Here is a 17,002-nt window from a genome sequence, read left to right as displayed (position 1 = left end):
GCCTATCCCTGGAGGCCGAAGCCGCAGCCGCGGGCCAGCTGGTCGAAGCCGGGGAACGAGGTGGCTACCGTGGCCACGTCGTTGATCCGGACCTGGCCGTCCGAGCGCTGCCCCGCCACCGCGAAGGACATGGCGATGCGGTGGTCGTGCAGGCTCTCGATCGTGCCTCCGTGCAGCTGGCCGGGATGGATGGTGGCGCCGTCCGGCGTCTCGTCCACCCGCAGTCCCAGCGTGCGCAGGCCACCGGCCATCGCGGCCAGGCGGTCGGATTCCTTGACCCGCAGCTCGGCGGCGCCGCGCACCACGGTCGGCCCATCGGCGCAGGCTGCAGCGATGAACAGTGCCGGGAACTCGTCGATCATGTCCGGCACGAGGGCTTCGGGCACCTCGATCCCGCGCAGCGGCGCATGCCGCACCACCAGGTCGGCCACCGGCTCGCCGCCATGGGTGGACGGATTCTCCTCGGCGATGTCCGCCCCCATCAGCCGCAACGCGTGCAGCAGGCCGGTGCGACGCGGATTGAGGCCGACCGCCTTCAGCCGCAGCTCCGAGCCGGGCACGATGCTGGCGGCCACCAGGAAGAACGCAGCGGAGGAAAAGTCCGCCGGCACCGCGATGTCGGTGGCGCGCAGGCGCTGGCCACCGCGCAGGCGGGCGTAGCCGGGCGAGAACTCGATGTCCACGCCGAACGCGGCGAGCATGCGTTCGGTGTAGTCGCGGGTCGGGTGCGGTTCGGTGACCAAGGTTTCGCCCTGGGCGTAGAGGCCGGCCAGCAGCAGCGCCGACTTGACCTGGGCGCTGGCCACCGGGAGCGTGTAGTCGATCCCGTGCAGCGCCTGCCCGCCATGGATCTGCAGCGGCGGCCGGCCTTCCTCGCCGGTATCGATCTTCGCGCCCATCTGCGCCAGCGGCACGGTGACCCGGCGCATCGGGCGCCTGGACAGCGACGCATCGCCGACCAGCACGCTGTCGAACGCCTGCCCGGCCAGCAGGCCGGCCAGCAGGCGCATGCCGGTACCGGCGTTGCCGCAGTCCAGCGGCCCGCCGGCGGGCTTCAGCCCGTCCACGCCCACGCCGTGGACGATGCGCCGCGATGGCGTCGGCGTCTCGATGCGCACGCCCAGCCGCTCGAAGATCGCCGCGGTGGCGCGGGTGTCCTCGCCCTCCAGGAAGCCGTCGATGGTGGAGGTGCCGTCGGCCAGCGCGGCGAACATCACCGCGCGGTGCGAAATCGACTTGTCGCCGGGAATCTCCAGCGTGCCGCGCAGCGACTGCCCCGCGCTTGCGATCCAGTGTTGCGAAGACTGCGACATCAGCTCTCCATCGTCTGCACGCCCGGCGCCTTCCAGCACCGCGAACGAATCACCAATCACCAATCACCAATCACCAATCACCAATCACCAATCACGAATCACGAATCACGAATGACGAATCACGAATGAGCCCTTACGGCACCGCGACAGGATACGAACCCAGCACCTTGACCTTGGCCACGTGCCGGTCCAGCTCGGCCAGCGCCTTCTTCATCGCCTCGTCCTCGACATGGCCGGCCAGGTCGATGAAGAACGCGTACTCCCACTTGGCCTGGTGCGAAGGACGCGACTCGATGCGGTTCATGCTGATGCCGTGGCGCGCGAACGGGCTGAGCACGTCGAACAGCGCGCCGGGCTTGTCGTGGATGAACACCAGGATCGAGGTGCGGTCGTGGCCGGACGGCGGGAACAGCCGGCGGCCGATGACCAGGAAGCGCGTGGTGTTGTCCCGGTCGTCCTGGATCGGCTGCATGATGACCTTCTTCAGGCCATACACGTGCGCGGCGCTCTCGCCCGCGATCGCGGCCGCGTCGTCGGCACCGCGCGCGCGGCGCGCGCCCTCGGCATTGCTCGACACCGGGATCTTCTCCACCTTCGGCAGGTTGGCGCGCAGCCAGCCCGCGGTCTGGGCGAAGGCCTGCGGATGGGCGTAGATGCGTTCGATGTCCTCGATCCGGCCACTGCGCGACAGCAGGTACTGGTGCACCTTCAGCTCCACCTCGCCGCAGATCTTCAACGGCGAGGTCAGGAACATGTCCAGCGTCACCTGGATCGTGCCCTGCCCCGAGTTCTCCACCGGCACCACGCCGAAGTCGGCGTTGCCGGCGTCGACTTCCTGGAACACCTCCTCGATGCTGCCCAGCGGCAGCCCGTGCGCCGAGCGGCCGAAGTGCTTGAGCACGGCCTGCTGGCTGAAGGTGCCCTCCGGGCCGAGGTAGCCGATCTTCAGCGGCTCCTGCTGGGCCAGGCAGGCGGACATGATCTCGCGGAACACATGCACCAGGACCTCGTCCGACAGCGGGCCCTCGTTGCGGTCCACCACCATGCGCAGCACCTGGGCCTCGCGCTCGGGACGGTAGTAGTCCACCGCCGCGGCCAGCTTGCCCTTGGCCTTGCCGACCTGCAGGGCGAAGCGCGCGCGCTGCGCGATCAATTCCTGGATCTGGCGGTCGATGCCGTCGATCCGGGCGCGCACGTCGGCCAGCACCGGCGGGGCCGGCTCGCGCGAGGCTGCCGCCCGGGCTGCCTTGCTGCGCGCGGGCTGGACCGGCTTCTTCGCGCTGTCCTTCTTGCTCTTGCTGGTTGCCATCGAAAGTTCCGTTGTCGCGGGCGGCGGCCGGGGCCGTCGCGTGCGTTCGTGGGGATCAGCCGTTGCGGCGCTGGAAGTCGGCCATGAAATCGACCAGTGCCTGGGCACCCTCCAGCGGCATGGCGTTGTACAGCGAGGCGCGCAGGCCGCCGACGGCCTTGTGGCCCTTCAGCGCCAGCAGGCCGGCCGCCTTCGATTCGCTGACGAAGCGCGCGGTCAGCGTTTCGTCCGGCAGGAAGAACGGGATGTTCATGCGCGAACGCACCTCCGGCGCCACCTCGTTGCGGTAGAAGCCGCCGGAGCCGTCGATGGCCCCGTAGACCAGCGCCGACTTGGCCGCGTTGCGGCGGGCGAATTCCTCCACGCCGCCCTGCTCCAGCATCCAGCGCACGGTCAGGCCAAGCAGGTACCAGTTCCAGGTCGGCGGCGTGTTGAGCATCGAGTCGCGCGCCGCGTGGGAGGCGTAGTTGAAGATGTCGGCGCGCGGCTGGCCGGCGCGCTCCAGCAGGTCGCGGCGCACGACCAGCACCGAGATGCCGACCGGGCCCAGGTTCTTCTGCGCGCCGGCGTAGATCAGGCCGTACTTCGAAACATCGATCGGCTCGGAAGCGATCGAGGAGCTGAAGTCGGCGAACAGCGGCACCCCGCCCACGTCCGGAGTGTCGCGGTACTCGACGCCATGGATGGTCTCGTTGGCGGTGATGTGCACGTAGGCCGCGTCACCGCTGAGCTGCCACTGCTCGCGCGGCGGGATGCTGCGGAAGCCGCCGTCCGGGTCCTCGCTGCTGGCGGCCACGTGCACGTTGACGTAGGGCCTGACCTGCCTGATCGCGGTCTTGCTCCAGTGGCCGGTGACCACGTAATCGGCGGCCTGCCCCGGCGCGGCGAAGTTCAGCGCGATCAGCGCCTGCTGGGTGGTCGCGCCACCGGCCAGGAACAGCACGGCGTAGTCGTCCGGGATGGACATCAGGGTGCGCAGGTCGGCCTCGGCCTGGGCCGCCACCGCCATGAACTCGGCGCCGCGGTGGCTGAGCTCGACGATCGACGCGCCCGTCCCGTTCCAGTCCAGCATCTCCGCCTGCGCCTGGCGCAGGACCGCTTCCGGCAACGTCGCAGGGCCGGCACTGAAGTTGTACGCGCGCGTCATGAAGCACCCATAACGAAGGGGCCCGTAGTATGCCGCAGTGCACCAGTTGCGGGCGCAACCAAGCCCGCCCCCGGAAGCGCCGGGGAACCGTCCCGCCGCGACCGTGGTCGTAATCCCCGCACCTGTCTGGAATCGCCCCCATGCGCCTGCGCAACCTGCCCCGGATTCCCGCCAGCGAGATCACCGACGAAGCGGTCTACCGCGACCGCCGCCGGCTCCTGGGAATGCTCGCCGCCAGCCCGCTGCTGGGCCTGTCCGGATGCGCCGAGGCCGAACCGCCGCCTCCTCCGTCGACCCGCACCACCCGCGCCCAGGCCCGCGCCGGGTTCAGTACCAGCGAGGAGCCGACCCGCTACGAGGACATCACCAGCTACAACAACTTCTACGAATTCGGCACCAACAAGGACGATCCGTCGCGTGCGGCGAAGACCCTGCGCACCGCGCCCTGGTCGGTGGCGGTCGATGGCGAGTGCGCGAAGCCGGGCACGATCGGGCTGGAGGACCTGCTGCGCGGCATTGCCCCCGAGGAGCGGATCTACCGCCTGCGCTGCGTGGAAGGCTGGTCCATGGTGATCCCGTGGACCGGCGTGCCGCTGGGCGAGGTGCTGAAGCGCTTCGAGCCGACCTCGAAAGCAAAGTACGTGGCCTTTACCACCCTGGCCGATCCACAGCAGATGCCCGGCATCCGCTACCGCTCGATCGACTGGCCGTACCGCGAGGGCCTGCGCATCGACGAGGCCATGCATCCGCTGACCCTGCTGGCGACGGGCCTGTATGGCAAACCGCTGCCGCAGCAGAACGGCGCGCCGCTGCGCCTGGTGGTGCCGTGGAAATACGGTTTCAAGTCGATCAAGTCGATCGTCGCCATCCGCTTCACCGAACGCATGCCGAAGACGGCGTGGAACGAGCTGCAGCCTTCGGAGTACGGCTTCTTTTCCAACGTCAATCCGGCCGTGGACCATCCCCGCTGGAGCCAGAAGACCGAGCGCCGCATCGCCGGGACGAAGAGCAGGCTGTTCGCCGGCCGCATTCCCACCCAGCCGTTCAACGGCTACGCCGACCAGGTCGCCGCGCTGTACGCCGGCATGGACCTGCGCAAGTGGTTCTGAGCCGGCCGCCGGCCACGCCGGGGCGCAGGCGCACGGGGGCCACGCCCGGGATGCTGGCGGCGAAGGCCACGGTGCATGCCCTGGCCCTGGCACCGGCGGCATGGCTGGCCTGGCAGGTCGCCGAGGTCTGGCGCACGGGCAGCGACGCGCTCGGAGCGGACCCGGTGGCCGAGATCGAACACTTCACGGGCCTGTGGGCCCTGCGCCTGCTGCTGCTCACCCTGGCCATCACCCCGCTGCGCCGGCTCACCGGCCAGGCGGTGCTGCTGCGGTTCCGGCGCATGCTGGGGCTGTACGCGTTCTCCTACGCCTCGCTGCACCTGGCGGCGTACCTGGCCCTGGACCTGGGTGGCTACTGGATGCAGCTGTTCGAGGACATCGCCAAGCGCCCCTTCATCACCGTCGGATTCCTGGCCTGGCTGCTGCTGGTGCCGCTGGCGGTGACCTCGACCCAGGGCTGGATGCGCCGTCTGGGCCGGCGCTGGGGCCAGCTGCACCGCGCCGTCTACGCCATCGGCGTGCTGGCGGTGCTGCATTTCTGGTGGCTGGTGAAATCCGACATCCGCGAACCGGCACTGTATGCCGGCATCCTCGCCGTGCTGCTCGGCTGGCGCGTGGTACTGAAACTCAGGGCGCGCCGAACCACAGCAGCGCGCTGAGCGCGCCCGCGAGCAGGATCGCGGCCAGCAGCAGCCACGGTAGGCGCACGCCGCTGCGGGCCGGCGCCGTCGGCTGCGCCGGAACGGGCCGGCGCGCGGCCTCTTCGTCCGCGACCCGCGGCGCGGCGGCCGGGAACTCGACCACGAACCGATGCTGGCCTTCGACCACCACCTGGTCGCCGTGCGCCAGCACCGCGTCGCGTACCGGGACGCCCTTGACCACGCTGCCCTCGGCCGAGCCCAGGTCGCGCAGCAGCACGGCGCCCCCCTGGCGTTCGAGCACCGCGTGGCGTGGCGCGAACGTGGGCTCGTCGATGCGGATGTCCGCCTCGCGCATCGAACCGACCACCCGGGCCTGGCCCAGGGTGAAGCTGCGGCCGTGGTGCGCACCGCCGACGCCGCGCAACACGGCGCAGGCCTCGTGCACGCTGGCGGCCGCTGCCTGCTGCAACTCCGTCGCCTGGCGCGGCGCCGCGCGCACCAGCAGCTCCACCCCATCGGCGTACACGGCATCGCCGGCGCGCAGCAGCGCCATGCGCCGCACCGGGCGACCGTTGACGTGGATGCCGCGCGCGCCATTGGCCACCTGCAGCCACAACCCCCGCCGGTCCAGGCAGAACTGGGCCAGCAGCGCCCCGGGCGCCTCGCCCAGGCCCAGCGTCCCGTTGGCCTGGCGGACCAGGCGCAGCACCCCCGCGGCGAGCGGGTGGTCGGGCTGCTGGCGATTGCTGAAGTGCAGGTGCAGTGCGTGTTCTTGCATGCGTGGCAGACTATCAGCGCCATCGCGCCAGCCGCCAGTTCCACGTGCGGCCGCGCCCCGTCCCTTGCACCCCGGAGCCCAGGACTTGTCCCGCATCGACATCGAACACGCCCATTCGCGCACGCCCGAACAGGTCCGCCAGGCGGTGGAAGGCATCGCCGCCAAGCTGCAGGAGCGGCACGGCCTGTCCAGCCGCTGGGAGGGCGATGCCCTGGCCCTGGGCGGCCCGGGGATCGACGGGCGGATCGAGATGCTCCCCGGCAAGGTCCGGGTCCAGGCCGAACTGGGCTTCCTGTTCTCGGCGCTCAAGGGCCTGGTCGAGGCCGAGATCCGCCGCGTGCTCGCGGAAAAGCTCGACTGAGGATCACGCCGCCTTTGCGGTGCGGCCGGGACACTGGCGCGTGTTTCCCACACGCGAGGATCCGGCCATGACTGCTGAAAACCGCCACCGCGAAATCCCCAGCGCCGCCGACATCCAGGCCCAGGCCGGGCGGTTTGCCCGCGAACTGGGCGACTCGGCCCAGCAGGTATGGCTGGCCGGGATCGGCGCGCTGGCGCGCGCGCAGGCCGAGGGCAGCCGTATCTTCGAGCAGCTGGCCGAGGAAGGCCGCGCGGTCGGCGAAGGCCAGGACGCCTCCAGCGCCAGCGCCGCGGCGCGCCTGGAAAGCCTGCGCCAGGCCCTGGACGGCGCCCTGGGCCGGGTCACGGCCAAGGCCAACGAGGCCTGGGACAGCGTCGGCCGCTCGTTCGAGCATCGCGTGCAGCAGGCGTTGCGGCAGATGGACGTGCCCACGCGCGAGGACTTCGATGCGCTCGGCGCACGCATCGACGCGCTGACCCGCGAGCTCCGGCTGCGCACCGCCGCGCAGCCGGAGCCGGTGGTGCCTCCGGCGCCGACGGCGGGCAATATCCATACGCATCCGGATGCGAATATCGGCTAACGCAGCATTCTGTTGGTGTTAATACCGCATTGTTGCAAAGCACAAATCGCTTCGGCAGAATCGAAGCCGGCCCGCCAGTCCCCTCGCCGTTTGCTCCCCTCCCCTCTCGGCTTCGGACTGGCGGGCCTTTTCGTGTCCGTAAGCCACCAGCAAGCCGGGCGTGTGTACCATCCGGCAAAAACCATGAAGAAGTAACGGGGAAATATGTCGGCATGGGTGTTGGGGGGCGCTCTTGCCCTGCTCACGGTTTCCGTGGGCCTGCCCTATATCTGGTTCGTGCGCCGTCGTGGCAACGCCACCGTGGCCGGCCTGCATGCGCTTGCCGGGCTGCGCTGGCGCGAGTTCGCCACCCTGGTGGGCCAGGCCATGCAGCAGCGCGGCCTGCGCCACGGTGGCCGCGACGGCGATGATCCCGGCGGCGATGGGCGCGGAAGCCGCCTGGTCATGACCGACGGCAGCCAGCGCTGGCTGCTGTCCTGCAAGCACGGCCTCGCCTACCACCTCGGCGACAACCATGTGCGCGAACTGGCCGAGGAGATGGAAGCCGCCGGCGCGCGACACGGCATCCTGCTGACCGAAGGCCGCGTCCGTGCACGCGCGCTCGCTTCCGCCGCCCGCCATGGCGTGGAGGTGATCGACGGCCGCCGCCTGTGGCCGCTGCTCCGCCCCTACCTGTCGACCGAACTGCGCAGCCAGGTCGAGGCCGGCGCCGACCGCCGCGCGCGCCTGGAAAGCGTCGTCGCGGTCCTGGCGGCGCTGCTGCTGGGCGTCGCGACCGCGCTCTGGGGGCCTGCCCTGGGACAATCGCTGGCCGGGACGCTGGCCGCGCGCAGGGAAGCGGCTGCCGCCGTTCCGGCCCAGCCCCCCACCGAAGCCACCCGCGAGCCGGCGCTTCCGGCCGTTTCCGGCCCGCTGCCCGAGGATGCGGACATCGAAGCGTTCCCGGACGATGAAACCCTGCAGTTCTACCGCAGCGAGGTCGTGCGTGCGGTGTCGCTGCAGCCGGGCATCGGCCGCACCCACTGGATGACCCACAACACCCTGGTGGTGGAGCGCACCGGCAGCATCGACGCGATCTGGCCGCTGATCTGCGCGGAACTGGAGCGCTACCCGGCGCTGCGCACCGTGCGGGTCCAGCTCAATCCCCGCCCCGGCCGCGACGAGCAGGTCCGCTGGCGGCAGTGCCGCACGCAGTAACGCGACCGATCCACCATGACCGGATACGACAAGGGCGGCCCAGGGCCGCCCTTGTCGCATGTGCCGCCGGGAGGAGGTCAGCCCGCCGGCGTCGCCTCGGCCCCGGACGACTGCGCATCCCCGGCCTCGGCCTGGGCGCCCTCGTCCGCGGCATCGTCCAGCGACGCGTCCACGCGCTCGACGGCCTGCAGCGACTCGCCCTCGCCCAGGCGGATCAGGGTCACGCCCTGGGTGTTGCGGCCGACCTGCGAGATCTCCGAGGCGCGGGTGCGCACCAGGGTGCCGCCGTCGGAGATCAGCAGGACCTCGTGCTGCTCGGACAGCTGGATCGCGCCGACCAGCCTGCCGTTGCGCTCGGTGGTCTGGATCGCGATCACGCCCTGGGTGCCGCGGCCCTTCTTCGGGTACTCCGACAGCGGGGTGCGCTTGCCGTAGCCGCGCTCGGAGGCGGTGAGGATGTCGCCCTCGCCGTCCGGCACCACCAGGCTGACCACGTGCTCGCCCTCGGCCAGGCGGATGCCGCGCACGCCGGTGGCGGTACGGCCCATGGCGCGCACCTCCGACTCGTCGAAGCGCACGGCCTTGCCGTTGGAGGCGAACAGCATCACGTCGCGGCCGCCGTCGGTCAGGGCCACGCCGACCAGGTTGTCGCCGTCGTCCAGGTTGATCGCGATCTTGCCGCGCGCCAGGCGGAAGGCGAACTCGGTCAGCGGGGTCTTCTTCACCGTGCCGTTGCGGGTGGCGAAGAACACGTAGAACCCTTCCGCGTACTCGCGCACCGGCAGTACGGCCTGCACCCGCTCGCCTTCCTCCAGCGGGATCCAGTTGATGATCGGACGGCCACGGGCGTTGGAACCGGCCTCCGGCAGCTGGTGCACCGGCAGCCAGAACACCTTGCCGCTGCTGGTGAAGGTCAGCAGGGTGTCGTGGGTGTTGACCAGCCACAGCCGGTCGATGAAATCCTCGTCCTTGGTCGCGGCGGCGGCGCGGCCACGGCCGCCGCGCTTCTGTGCGCGGTAGGCCGACACCGGCTGGCGCTTGGCGTAGCCGGCGTGCGACAGGGTGACCACCACATCCTCCGGCGCGATCAGGTCGAGGATGTCGAGATCCTCCTCGCTGGCGCGGATCTCGCTGCGGCGGTCGTCGCCGTACTCGGCCTTCAGTTCGTTGAGCTCGTTGCGGATCACCTGCAGCAGCACTTCCGGATCCTCGAGGATCTCGATCAGGCCGCGGATGGTCTCCAGCAGCTGGCGGTATTCCTCGGTGAGCTTCTCCTGCTCCAGGCCGGTCAGGCGGTGCAGGCGCATCTCCAGGATCTGCTGGGCCTGGACCTCGGTCAGGCGGTACCTGCCCTCGACCAGGCCGACGCCGGCCGGCAGGTCGTCCGGACGCGAGGCCTCGGCGCCGGTGGCGGCCAGCAGCGCGCCGACCAGGCCCGGCTCCCAGGTGCGGCCGAGCATGCGCTCCTTGGCGACCTGCGGGTTCTCCGACGTCTTGATCAGCTCGATCATCTCGTCGATGTTGGCCAGCGCGACGGTCAGGCCTTCCAGCACGTGGGCACGGGCGCGGGCCTTGCGCAGTTCGAAGATGGTGCGGCGGGTCACCACCTCGCGGCGGTGGCGCAGGAAGGCCTCGAGGATCTGCTTGAGGTTGACCAGCTGCGGGCGGCCGTCGACCAGCGCCACCATGTTGATGCCGAACACCGACTCCAGCTGGGTCTGCTGGTAGAGGTTGTTGAGCACCACCTCGGCGGACTCGCCGCGCTTGACCTCGATGTAGATGCGCATGCCGTCCTTGTCGGACTCGTCGCGCAGCTCCGAGATGCCCTCGATCTTCTTTTCCTTGACCAGCTCGGCGATCTTCTCGATCAGCCGCGCCTTGTTCACCTGGTACGGGATCTCGGTGACGATGATCGACTCGCGGCCGTTGTCGGCCACCTCGATATCGGCCTTGGCGCGGATGCGCACGCGGCCACGGCCGGTGCGGTAGGCCAGCTGGATGCCGGCCACGCCGTTGATGATGCCGGCGGTGGGGAAATCCGGGCCGGGGATGTACTGCATCAGCGCCTCGACATCCAGCTCCGGATCGTCGATCAGCGCCAGCAGGCCGTTCACCACCTCGGTGAGGTTGTGCGGCGGGATGTTGGTGGCCATGCCCACGGCGATACCGGCCGAGCCGTTGACCAGCAGGTTCGGGAACCGGGTCGGCATGACCGTCGGCTCCAGCTCCTTCTCGTCGTAGTTGGGCTGGAAATCGACCGTTTCCTTGTCGATATCCGCCATCAGCTCGTGGGTCAGGCGCGACATGCGCGCCTCGGTGTAACGCATGGCCGCGGCCGAGTCGCCGTCGACCGAACCGAAGTTGCCCTGGCCATCCACCAGCAGGTAGCGCAGCGAGAACGGCTGGGCCATGCGCACCAGGGTGTCGTACACCGACTGGTCGCCGTGCGGGTGGTACTTACCGATCACGTCACCGACGATACGCGCCGACTTGTAGTACGGCTTGTTGCTGTGCGCGCCCAGCTCGTTCATCGCGAAAAGCACGCGGCGATGCACCGGCTTCAGGCCATCCCGCACGTCCGGGAGCGCGCGGCCCACGATCACGCTCATGGCGTAATCGAGGTAGCTGCGACGCATCTCGTCTTCCAGGTTTACCGGGATGATTTCTTTGGCGAGATCGGTCATCTGGACTCTTCAGACTGGTTCGGTCGGCGGAAGCGGCGGCAACCACGCCGGGCGCAACGGACCGCTTCGGGCAAGTGGTCGATTGTAGCACACCAGACCCTCCCGAAGGGCCGGTTTCCACGCATAAACAAGCACTTGCGCGACGGACGGCACCCGTCCGGCAGGCATTTCGCGGCGACAGGCCCCGGCATGGCCCCCTTCCCCGCCGTCGCCCACCCGCTGGCGGGTCCGGGCGGCGGACCGGGGGCACGGATCAGGCGGCGAACAGCGCCCGCAACTTTCCCGGATCGGGACGCTCGACCACGCCACGCTCGGTCACGATGGCGTCGATCAGCTCCGCGGGAGTGACGTCGAACACCGGGTTCCAGGCGGCGATGCCCTCGGCCACGGTGCGCACGCCACCCAGGCCGTGCAGCTCGCCGGGGTCGCGCTGTTCGATCTCGATCGCCTCGCCGCTGGCGGTGTCCAGGTCCACGGTCGAGGACGGCGCCACCACCATGAACTTCACCCCATGGTGGCGGGCGGCGATGGCCAGCTGGTAGGTGCCGATCTTGTTGGCGGTGTCGCCATTGGCGCAGATGCGGTCGGCACCGACGACCACCCACTGCACCGCACCGGTCTTCATCAGGTGGGCAGCGGCCGAGTCGGCGATCAGGGTGGCGTCGATGCCGTCCTGCTGCAGCTCCCACACGGTCAGGCGGGCGCCCTGCAGCCAGGGCCGTGTCTCGCCGGCATAGACCTTCGCGATCCGGCCTTCGGCCATGCCGGCGCGGATCACGCCCAGGGCGGTGCCGAATCCGGCGGTGGCCCGCGAACCGGTGTTGCAATGGGTCAGCACGCCGCTGCCCGGCGCGATCAGGGCCGCGCCCAGCGCGCCCATATGGCGGTTGGCCGCCAGGTCCTCGTCGGCGATGGCCTGGGCCTCGCGGTCGGCGACATCGCGCCAGTCGGCGCCGGCGGCGGCCAGTGCGCGGCGCATGCGCGCCAGCGCCCAGCCCAGGTTGACCGCGGTCGGGCGCGCGGCATTGAGCCGCTGCAGCGCGGGCTCGAGCTTCTGCAGTGCCTGCGCGCCGTCGTCGGCCTCGACCGTACGCGCGGCCAGCACCACGCCCCAGGCCGCGGCGATGCCGATTGCCGGGGCGCCACGCACCGCCAGGTCGCGGATCGCCTGGGCGACCTCGTCGCTGTCGCGGCAGGTGACGTGTTCCACCACGAACGGCAGCTTGCGCTGGTCCAGCAGCTCCAGCGCCTCGCCGGTCCACAGGATCGGGCGGATATGGTCGTAACGGTCGAAGTCGAAGGCGGTATCCATCGCGCCATTCTAGCGGCGCGCGGCTACTCCACCGCGAACTCGGCGCGGCAGCCTTCGTCCACCCAGACGCGCTCGGCGTCCCAGCCCCAGCTGACGCCCTCCACGCACGCGGCCGACGAGAGCTGGCGCACCAGCACGACCTCGCGTTCGACCGTGGTGCCGCAGCTGCGGCGCCGATGGTCGCGCGAGGCGCATTCCAGCAGGCGCGGCCCGGGTGGGAAACCGGTCTCCGGGTCGCCGATCTCGAACTCGCCCTTGCAGCCGCGCGAGACCCGGATCTCGTTGCGCCCCACCTCCCAGCTCTCGCCACGGCGGCATGGCGCCAGGGCCAGCTCGCGCAGCAGCCTCACCGGGGCCCCGCGCAGGATCACCGGGCAGCTCTCCACCCGCGCCCGGCGCGACTCGCAGCGCACGACGTGGCGGGCGCCCGACAGGTCCGCCGGGACGGCGCGGAACTCGGCACGGCAGCCACGGGCCACCCACACGCCACGGGAATCCACGCCCCAGTCCGCCTCGCGGATGCACGCGTTCTGCGAAAGCTGCCGGGACAGGACCACGCCCCGCGAGGTGTCGATCGGGCAATGCACGCGGCGCGCGTCCTGCGATTCGCAACGCACCTGCTCCGGCAGATCCGCCGCACGCGCGGCGGCGGCCGCCGGCCAGGCCGATGCCGCCAGCATGAACAATATCCAGGTGCCGCCAGCACGACTCCCCAGCATCTGCATCCGATTCCCCTCAGGGCATTGCCGGGGGATTCTGGACAGCCTGGCGCAATGCGCGGTGAACGGCATGACGGTCCGTTCAGGCTCGGGCGAAGTCGAACGCAAGGACGTCGGCGATGCGCCCGGTGCCGGCCAGCGCCATCAGCAGACGCTCGATGCCCAGGGCCACGCCGGCGCAGTCCGGCATGCCCGCCTGCAACGCAGCCAGCAGGCGTTCGTCCAGCGGCGGTTGCACCAGCCCGCGCCCGGCCCGGACCCGCCCGTCGCGTTCGAAACGGGCGCGCTGCTCGGCCGCGTCGGTCAGCTCGTGGTAGCCGTTGGCCAGCTCGAGCGGGCCCAGGTACAGCTCGAAGCGCTCGGCCACCGGCGGCTCGCCGGCGCGGATCTTCGCCAGCGCGCACTGGCTGGCCGGCCAGTCGTGGACCACGGTGATGCGGTCCGGCGCGAAGGACGGCTGGATCCGGTGGGTCATCAGCAGGTCCAGCCAGTCGTCGCGGACCAGGCCTCCCGGATCGATGGCGATGCCGTCCAGGCACGCGCGCAGCTGCGCCTCGCCGGCCAGGAACGGGTCGACCCCGGCCACGTCCAGGTAAAGCTGGCGATAGGTCGTGCTGCGCACTTCCGCGTCGCGCCCGACCAGGGCCAGGGCCGCGCGCACCAGCTCCACGGTCTCGTCGGCCAGGCGCAGGTGGTCCCAGCCGACCCGGTACCACTCCAGCATCGAGAACTCGGGGTTGTGGCGGCCGCCAGCCTCGCCGTTGCGGAACACCCGGCCCAGCTCGTAGCAGTCGCCGATGCCGGCGGCGAGCAGGCGCTTGAGCGGGTATTCGGGCGAGGTCCGCAGCCAGCGCACGTCGGCCCCGGCCGAACGGTGGCCTGTAAAGCGGGTGGTGAAGCTCTCGATGTTCGGTTCGGTATTGCCGGCCTCCGAGAGGATCGGCGTCTCCACCTCGAGCACGCCGCGTTCGGCGAAGAACGCGCGGACCATCGCGTACAGCCGCGCGCGCAGGCGCAGCGCCTCGATTCCGGCGGTCGGCATCCAGTCGGCAGCGCTCAAGCGTGCTGCTCCAGGAAGGCCAGCAGGCGCGCCTCGTCCCAGACCTCGACGCCCAGCTCCTCGGCCTTGGCCAGCTTGGAGCCGGCGGCCTCGCCGGCGACCACGAAGCTGGTCTTCTTCGACACGCTGCCGGCGGCCTTGGCGCCCAGCGCCTCGAGCTTCTCCTTGGCCTCGTCGCGGCTCATCGAGGACAGGGTGCCGGTCAGCACCACGGTCATGCCTTCCAGCGGACCGGAAGCCACCGCATCGGCCGCCGGCAGCAGCGCACGCAGCTTCGCCTGGGCCTGCGCCGAGCGCAGCAGCAGCTCTGCGTTGCCGGGCACCTCCAGCCAGCCCACCAGGGCACCGGTGGTTTCCGACGGCAGCCCGGCGGTCACCAGGTTGTGCAGCGGGGCGTCGACCAGGGCCTGGGCATCGAATGCGGAAGCCAGCTGCGCGGCGCGCACCGGGGTGATCTTCGGGATCTCCAGGTCCACCAACAGGTTGGCCAGGTCCAGCACCGGTCCCAGGCGCGGATCCGGCGCATGGCTGTCGCCGATGCGCACCCCGCGCTCGAGCAGGCGGTCGATCACTGCCTGGTTGCCCGGCTGGTCGAAGAAGTGGCCCAGGGCGCGCGCGACCTCGCCACCGATGTCCGGCAGGCGCCGGAACAGCGGCCACGGCAGGTGGCGGATCAGCTCCAGGTCGCCCAGCCACTGCGCAAGCGCCTTGGCCGTGCTCTCGCCCACGTGCTGGATGCCCAGCGCGTAGAGGAAGCGCGCAAGGGTGGTGGTGCGGCTGGCGTCGATCGCGCCGACCAGGTTCTCGGCCCACCTGGTGGCGACCTTGCCGGACTTCACGGTCTCCGGCGTGGTGCCCTCGCGCTCGTCGGCGCGGCGCTTCATCTCCAGCAGGTCGTCAAGCGTGAGCCGGTACAGGTCGGATACGTCGCGCAGGTAGCCGGACTCGGCCAGCGACTCGATGTAGCGCTCGCCAAGCCCGTCGATGTCCATCGCCCGGCGCGAGGCGAAGTGGAACACCGACTGCACCAGCTGCGCCGGGCAACTCAGCTCGCCCGAACAGCGCCACACCGCCGCGCCCTCCTCGCGCACGACCTCCGAACCGCAGGCCGGACAGGTGGCCGGCATCGACCACGGCTGCGCATCCGGCGGGCGCTGGTCGATCACCACCTGGACCACTTCCGGGATCACGTCGCCGGCGCGGCGCACGATCACCGTGTCGCCGTTGCGCACGTCCAGGCGCGCCACGTGGTCGGCGTTGTGCAGGGTGGCGCGGGTCACGGTGACGCCGCCGACCAGCACCGGCTGCATCAGCGCCCACGGCGTGACCGCGCCGGTGCGGCCCACGCTGACCTCGATGGACTCGACCACCGTGGTCTGCTCCTGCGCCGGGAACTTGTGCGCGATCGCCCAGCGCGGCGCGCGCGAGACGAAGCCCATCTCGCGCTGGCCGGCCTGGTCGTCGAGCTTGTAGACCACGCCATCGATGTCGAAGGCCAGGCCGTCGCGGGCCTCGCCGATCTTCCGGTAATAGCCCAGCAGGCCGTCGAGTCCGCGGACCACCTGGACCAGGTCGCTGACCGGGAACCCCCACTCGCGCAGCTGGCGCAGGGTGGCCGAATGCGAAGGCGGCAGTTCGCCGCCCTCGACCAGGCCGACGCCGTAGGCGAAGAAGCTCAGCGGACGCTGCGCGGTCACCTTCGGGTCCTGCTGGCGCAGGGAGCCGGCCGCTCCGTTGCGCGGATTGGCCAGCACCTTGCCGCCGTGCAGGCGCGCCTGCTCGTTCCAGCGCTCGAAGTCGGCGCGGGCCATGTACACCTCGCCACGCACTTCCAGCACCTTCGGCCAGCCGGCGCCGGCCAGCTGGTGCGGGATGTCGCCGATGGTGCGCAGGTTGGCGGTCACGTCCTCGCCGGTGGCGCCGTCGCCGCGGGTGGCGCCCTGGACGAAGCGACCGTCCTCGTAGCGCAGGCTGATCGCCAGGCCATCGAGCTTGGGCTCGGCCGAAAACGCCAGTTCCGCGTCCTCGCGGCCCAGGCGCTGGCGGATGCGGCGCACGAAGTCGGCCACCTCCTCGTCGCTGAAGGCGTTGCCCAGCGACAGCATCGGCACCGCATGGGTCACCGGCGCGAACCGCCCCGAGGGCGCGGCACCGACCCTGCGGGTCGGCGAGTCGACCAGCGCCAGCTCCGGGTGCTCGCGCTCCAGCGCTTCCAGCTCGCGCACCAGCGCGTCGTACTGGGCGTCGGTGATGTCCGGCGCGTCCAGTTCGTGGTAGCGGCGGTTGGCGTCTTCGATCCTGCGCCGCAGTTCGGCGACACGGTCGGCGGGAGCCGGGCTGGAGGTCATCGGGGTGAGGCGTGGTTCGGGGGCACGATCTTACCCGCCGCACGGTAAAGGCAGACAGACGGCGCTTGCCTGGGCGACCGCGCCGGCGCTAGCGTGCAGGCGACGCCACCACCGCTTGCCGCCCATGAGCCCGGTCTCCCGCAGAACCTTCCTCCGCGGCAGCGGCCTGGCGGCCGCGGGCCTGGCGACCGGGGCGCTGCCGTCCGTGTTCGCCGCGCCCTCGCCCGCCGCAGGCGCCGCCGGGGACGCAGCGGCGCCGGTGCTGCTGAACTTCAACGAGTGCCCGCTGGGACCCTGCCCCGCCGCGCAGGAGGCGGTCCGCGCGATCCTGCCGCGCGGCGGCCGTTACCAGTTCGGACTGGTGCCGGAACTGGCCGGCGAGTTCGCCCGCCAGCACGACCTGCCGGTCGACCATGTCGAGGTCTACGCGGATCCCGCGATCCG

At 71.0% G+C, this 17,002-nt stretch carries 15 protein-coding genes; 6 read left to right on the top strand and 9 right to left on the bottom strand.

Annotation, left to right across the window (positions count from 1 at the left end; genetic code table 11):
* Nucleotides 1-2: 2 nt before the first annotated feature.
* From aroA to serC, 3 genes are all read right to left on the bottom strand, one after another.
* Nucleotides 3-1,313 (bottom strand): 3-phosphoshikimate 1-carboxyvinyltransferase, encoded by a 1,311-nt coding sequence (gene aroA / locus CSC68_RS07260; protein ID WP_162202861.1) that lies wholly within the window; start codon nt 1,311-1,313, stop codon nt 3-5.
* A gap of 133 nt (nt 1,314-1,446) precedes the next feature.
* The gene (gene pheA / locus CSC68_RS07255; RefSeq protein ID WP_162202859.1) at nt 1,447-2,622 is read right to left on the bottom strand and encodes a prephenate dehydratase; all 1,176 of its coding nucleotides are present in this window, start codon (nt 2,620-2,622) and stop codon (nt 1,447-1,449) included.
* Nucleotides 2,623-2,677: 55 nt separating this feature from the next.
* A complete protein-coding gene (gene serC / locus CSC68_RS07250) occupies nt 2,678-3,769 on the bottom strand; it encodes a 3-phosphoserine/phosphohydroxythreonine transaminase (protein ID WP_162202858.1) in 1,092 nt (363 codons plus the stop codon).
* A 140-nt stretch (nt 3,770-3,909) separates the two neighbouring features.
* Here serC and msrP point away from each other — a divergent pair, with 140 nt between their 5' ends.
* Both msrP and msrQ read left to right on the top strand, forming a co-directional pair.
* Nucleotides 3,910-4,878, top strand: a complete 969-nt coding sequence (msrP, locus tag CSC68_RS07245) for a protein-methionine-sulfoxide reductase catalytic subunit MsrP (RefSeq protein ID WP_162202856.1) — start codon at nt 3,910-3,912, stop codon at nt 4,876-4,878.
* Between the two features lie 50 nt (nt 4,879-4,928).
* A complete protein-coding gene (gene msrQ, locus CSC68_RS07240) occupies nt 4,929-5,537 on the top strand; it encodes a protein-methionine-sulfoxide reductase heme-binding subunit MsrQ (RefSeq protein WP_162202855.1) in 609 nt (202 codons plus the stop codon).
* Here msrQ and CSC68_RS07235 read toward each other — a convergent pair.
* Nucleotides 5,506-6,297 carry an FHA domain-containing protein gene (locus CSC68_RS07235; protein WP_162202854.1) on the bottom strand — a complete coding sequence of 264 codons (792 nt, stop codon included), beginning with the start codon at nt 6,295-6,297 and terminating at the stop codon, nt 5,506-5,508. The two genes, msrQ and CSC68_RS07235, sit on opposite strands and share 32 nt — an antisense overlap.
* 85 nt (nt 6,298-6,382) lie before the next feature.
* On the opposite strand from CSC68_RS07235, the gene CSC68_RS07230 reads away from it, so the two are divergent.
* The 3 genes from CSC68_RS07230 to CSC68_RS07220 all read left to right on the top strand — a co-directional run bounded on the left by CSC68_RS07230 (nt 6,383) and on the right by CSC68_RS07220 (nt 8,435).
* Nucleotides 6,383-6,658, top strand: coding sequence for a polyhydroxyalkanoic acid system family protein (locus tag CSC68_RS07230; protein ID WP_162202852.1), 276 nt, complete (start codon nt 6,383-6,385; stop codon nt 6,656-6,658).
* A 67-nt stretch (nt 6,659-6,725) separates the two neighbouring features.
* Entirely contained in the window at nt 6,726-7,238 is a 513-nt protein-coding gene (locus tag CSC68_RS07225) for a phasin family protein (protein ID WP_162202850.1), read from the top strand.
* Between the two features lie 252 nt (nt 7,239-7,490).
* The gene (locus CSC68_RS07220; RefSeq protein WP_246193481.1) at nt 7,491-8,435 is read left to right on the top strand and encodes a restriction endonuclease; all 945 of its coding nucleotides are present in this window, start codon (nt 7,491-7,493) and stop codon (nt 8,433-8,435) included.
* Between the two features lie 77 nt (nt 8,436-8,512).
* Here the strand turns inward: CSC68_RS07220 and gyrA are convergent, their stop codons facing one another.
* The 5 genes from gyrA to ligA all read right to left on the bottom strand — a co-directional run bounded on the left by gyrA (nt 8,513) and on the right by ligA (nt 16,558).
* A complete protein-coding gene (gene gyrA, locus CSC68_RS07215) occupies nt 8,513-11,119 on the bottom strand; it encodes a DNA gyrase subunit A (RefSeq protein ID WP_162202847.1) in 2,607 nt (868 codons plus the stop codon).
* Nucleotides 11,120-11,372: 253 nt separating this feature from the next.
* Nucleotides 11,373-12,431, bottom strand: a complete 1,059-nt coding sequence (gene mtnA / locus CSC68_RS07210; protein ID WP_162202846.1) for an S-methyl-5-thioribose-1-phosphate isomerase — start codon at nt 12,429-12,431, stop codon at nt 11,373-11,375.
* Nucleotides 12,432-12,454: 23 nt separating this feature from the next.
* The gene (locus tag CSC68_RS07205) at nt 12,455-13,150 is read right to left on the bottom strand and encodes a DUF3011 domain-containing protein (RefSeq protein ID WP_425501222.1); all 696 of its coding nucleotides are present in this window, start codon (nt 13,148-13,150) and stop codon (nt 12,455-12,457) included.
* An 82-nt stretch (nt 13,151-13,232) separates the two neighbouring features.
* Nucleotides 13,233-14,192, bottom strand: coding sequence for an EF-P lysine aminoacylase EpmA (epmA, locus tag CSC68_RS07200; RefSeq protein ID WP_211365706.1), 960 nt, complete (start codon nt 14,190-14,192; stop codon nt 13,233-13,235).
* A gap of 14 nt (nt 14,193-14,206) precedes the next feature.
* On the bottom strand, nt 14,207-16,558 hold the full coding sequence (ligA, locus tag CSC68_RS07195; protein ID WP_162202843.1) for an NAD-dependent DNA ligase LigA: 2,352 nt from the start codon (nt 16,556-16,558) through the stop codon (nt 14,207-14,209).
* Nucleotides 16,559-16,682: 124 nt separating this feature from the next.
* Here ligA and CSC68_RS07190 point away from each other — a divergent pair.
* Nucleotides 16,683-17,002: twin-arginine translocation signal domain-containing protein (locus tag CSC68_RS07190; RefSeq protein ID WP_211365703.1), on the top strand; the 320-nt coding region annotated here is incomplete at its 3' end.

The organism is Pseudoxanthomonas suwonensis (genome assembly GCF_010093235.1).
Taxonomy (GTDB): domain Bacteria; phylum Pseudomonadota; class Gammaproteobacteria; order Xanthomonadales; family Xanthomonadaceae; genus Pseudoxanthomonas; species Pseudoxanthomonas suwonensis.
The sequence above is the reverse complement of the archived record's forward strand: the minus strand, read 5'-3'. Positions and strand labels throughout refer to the sequence as shown.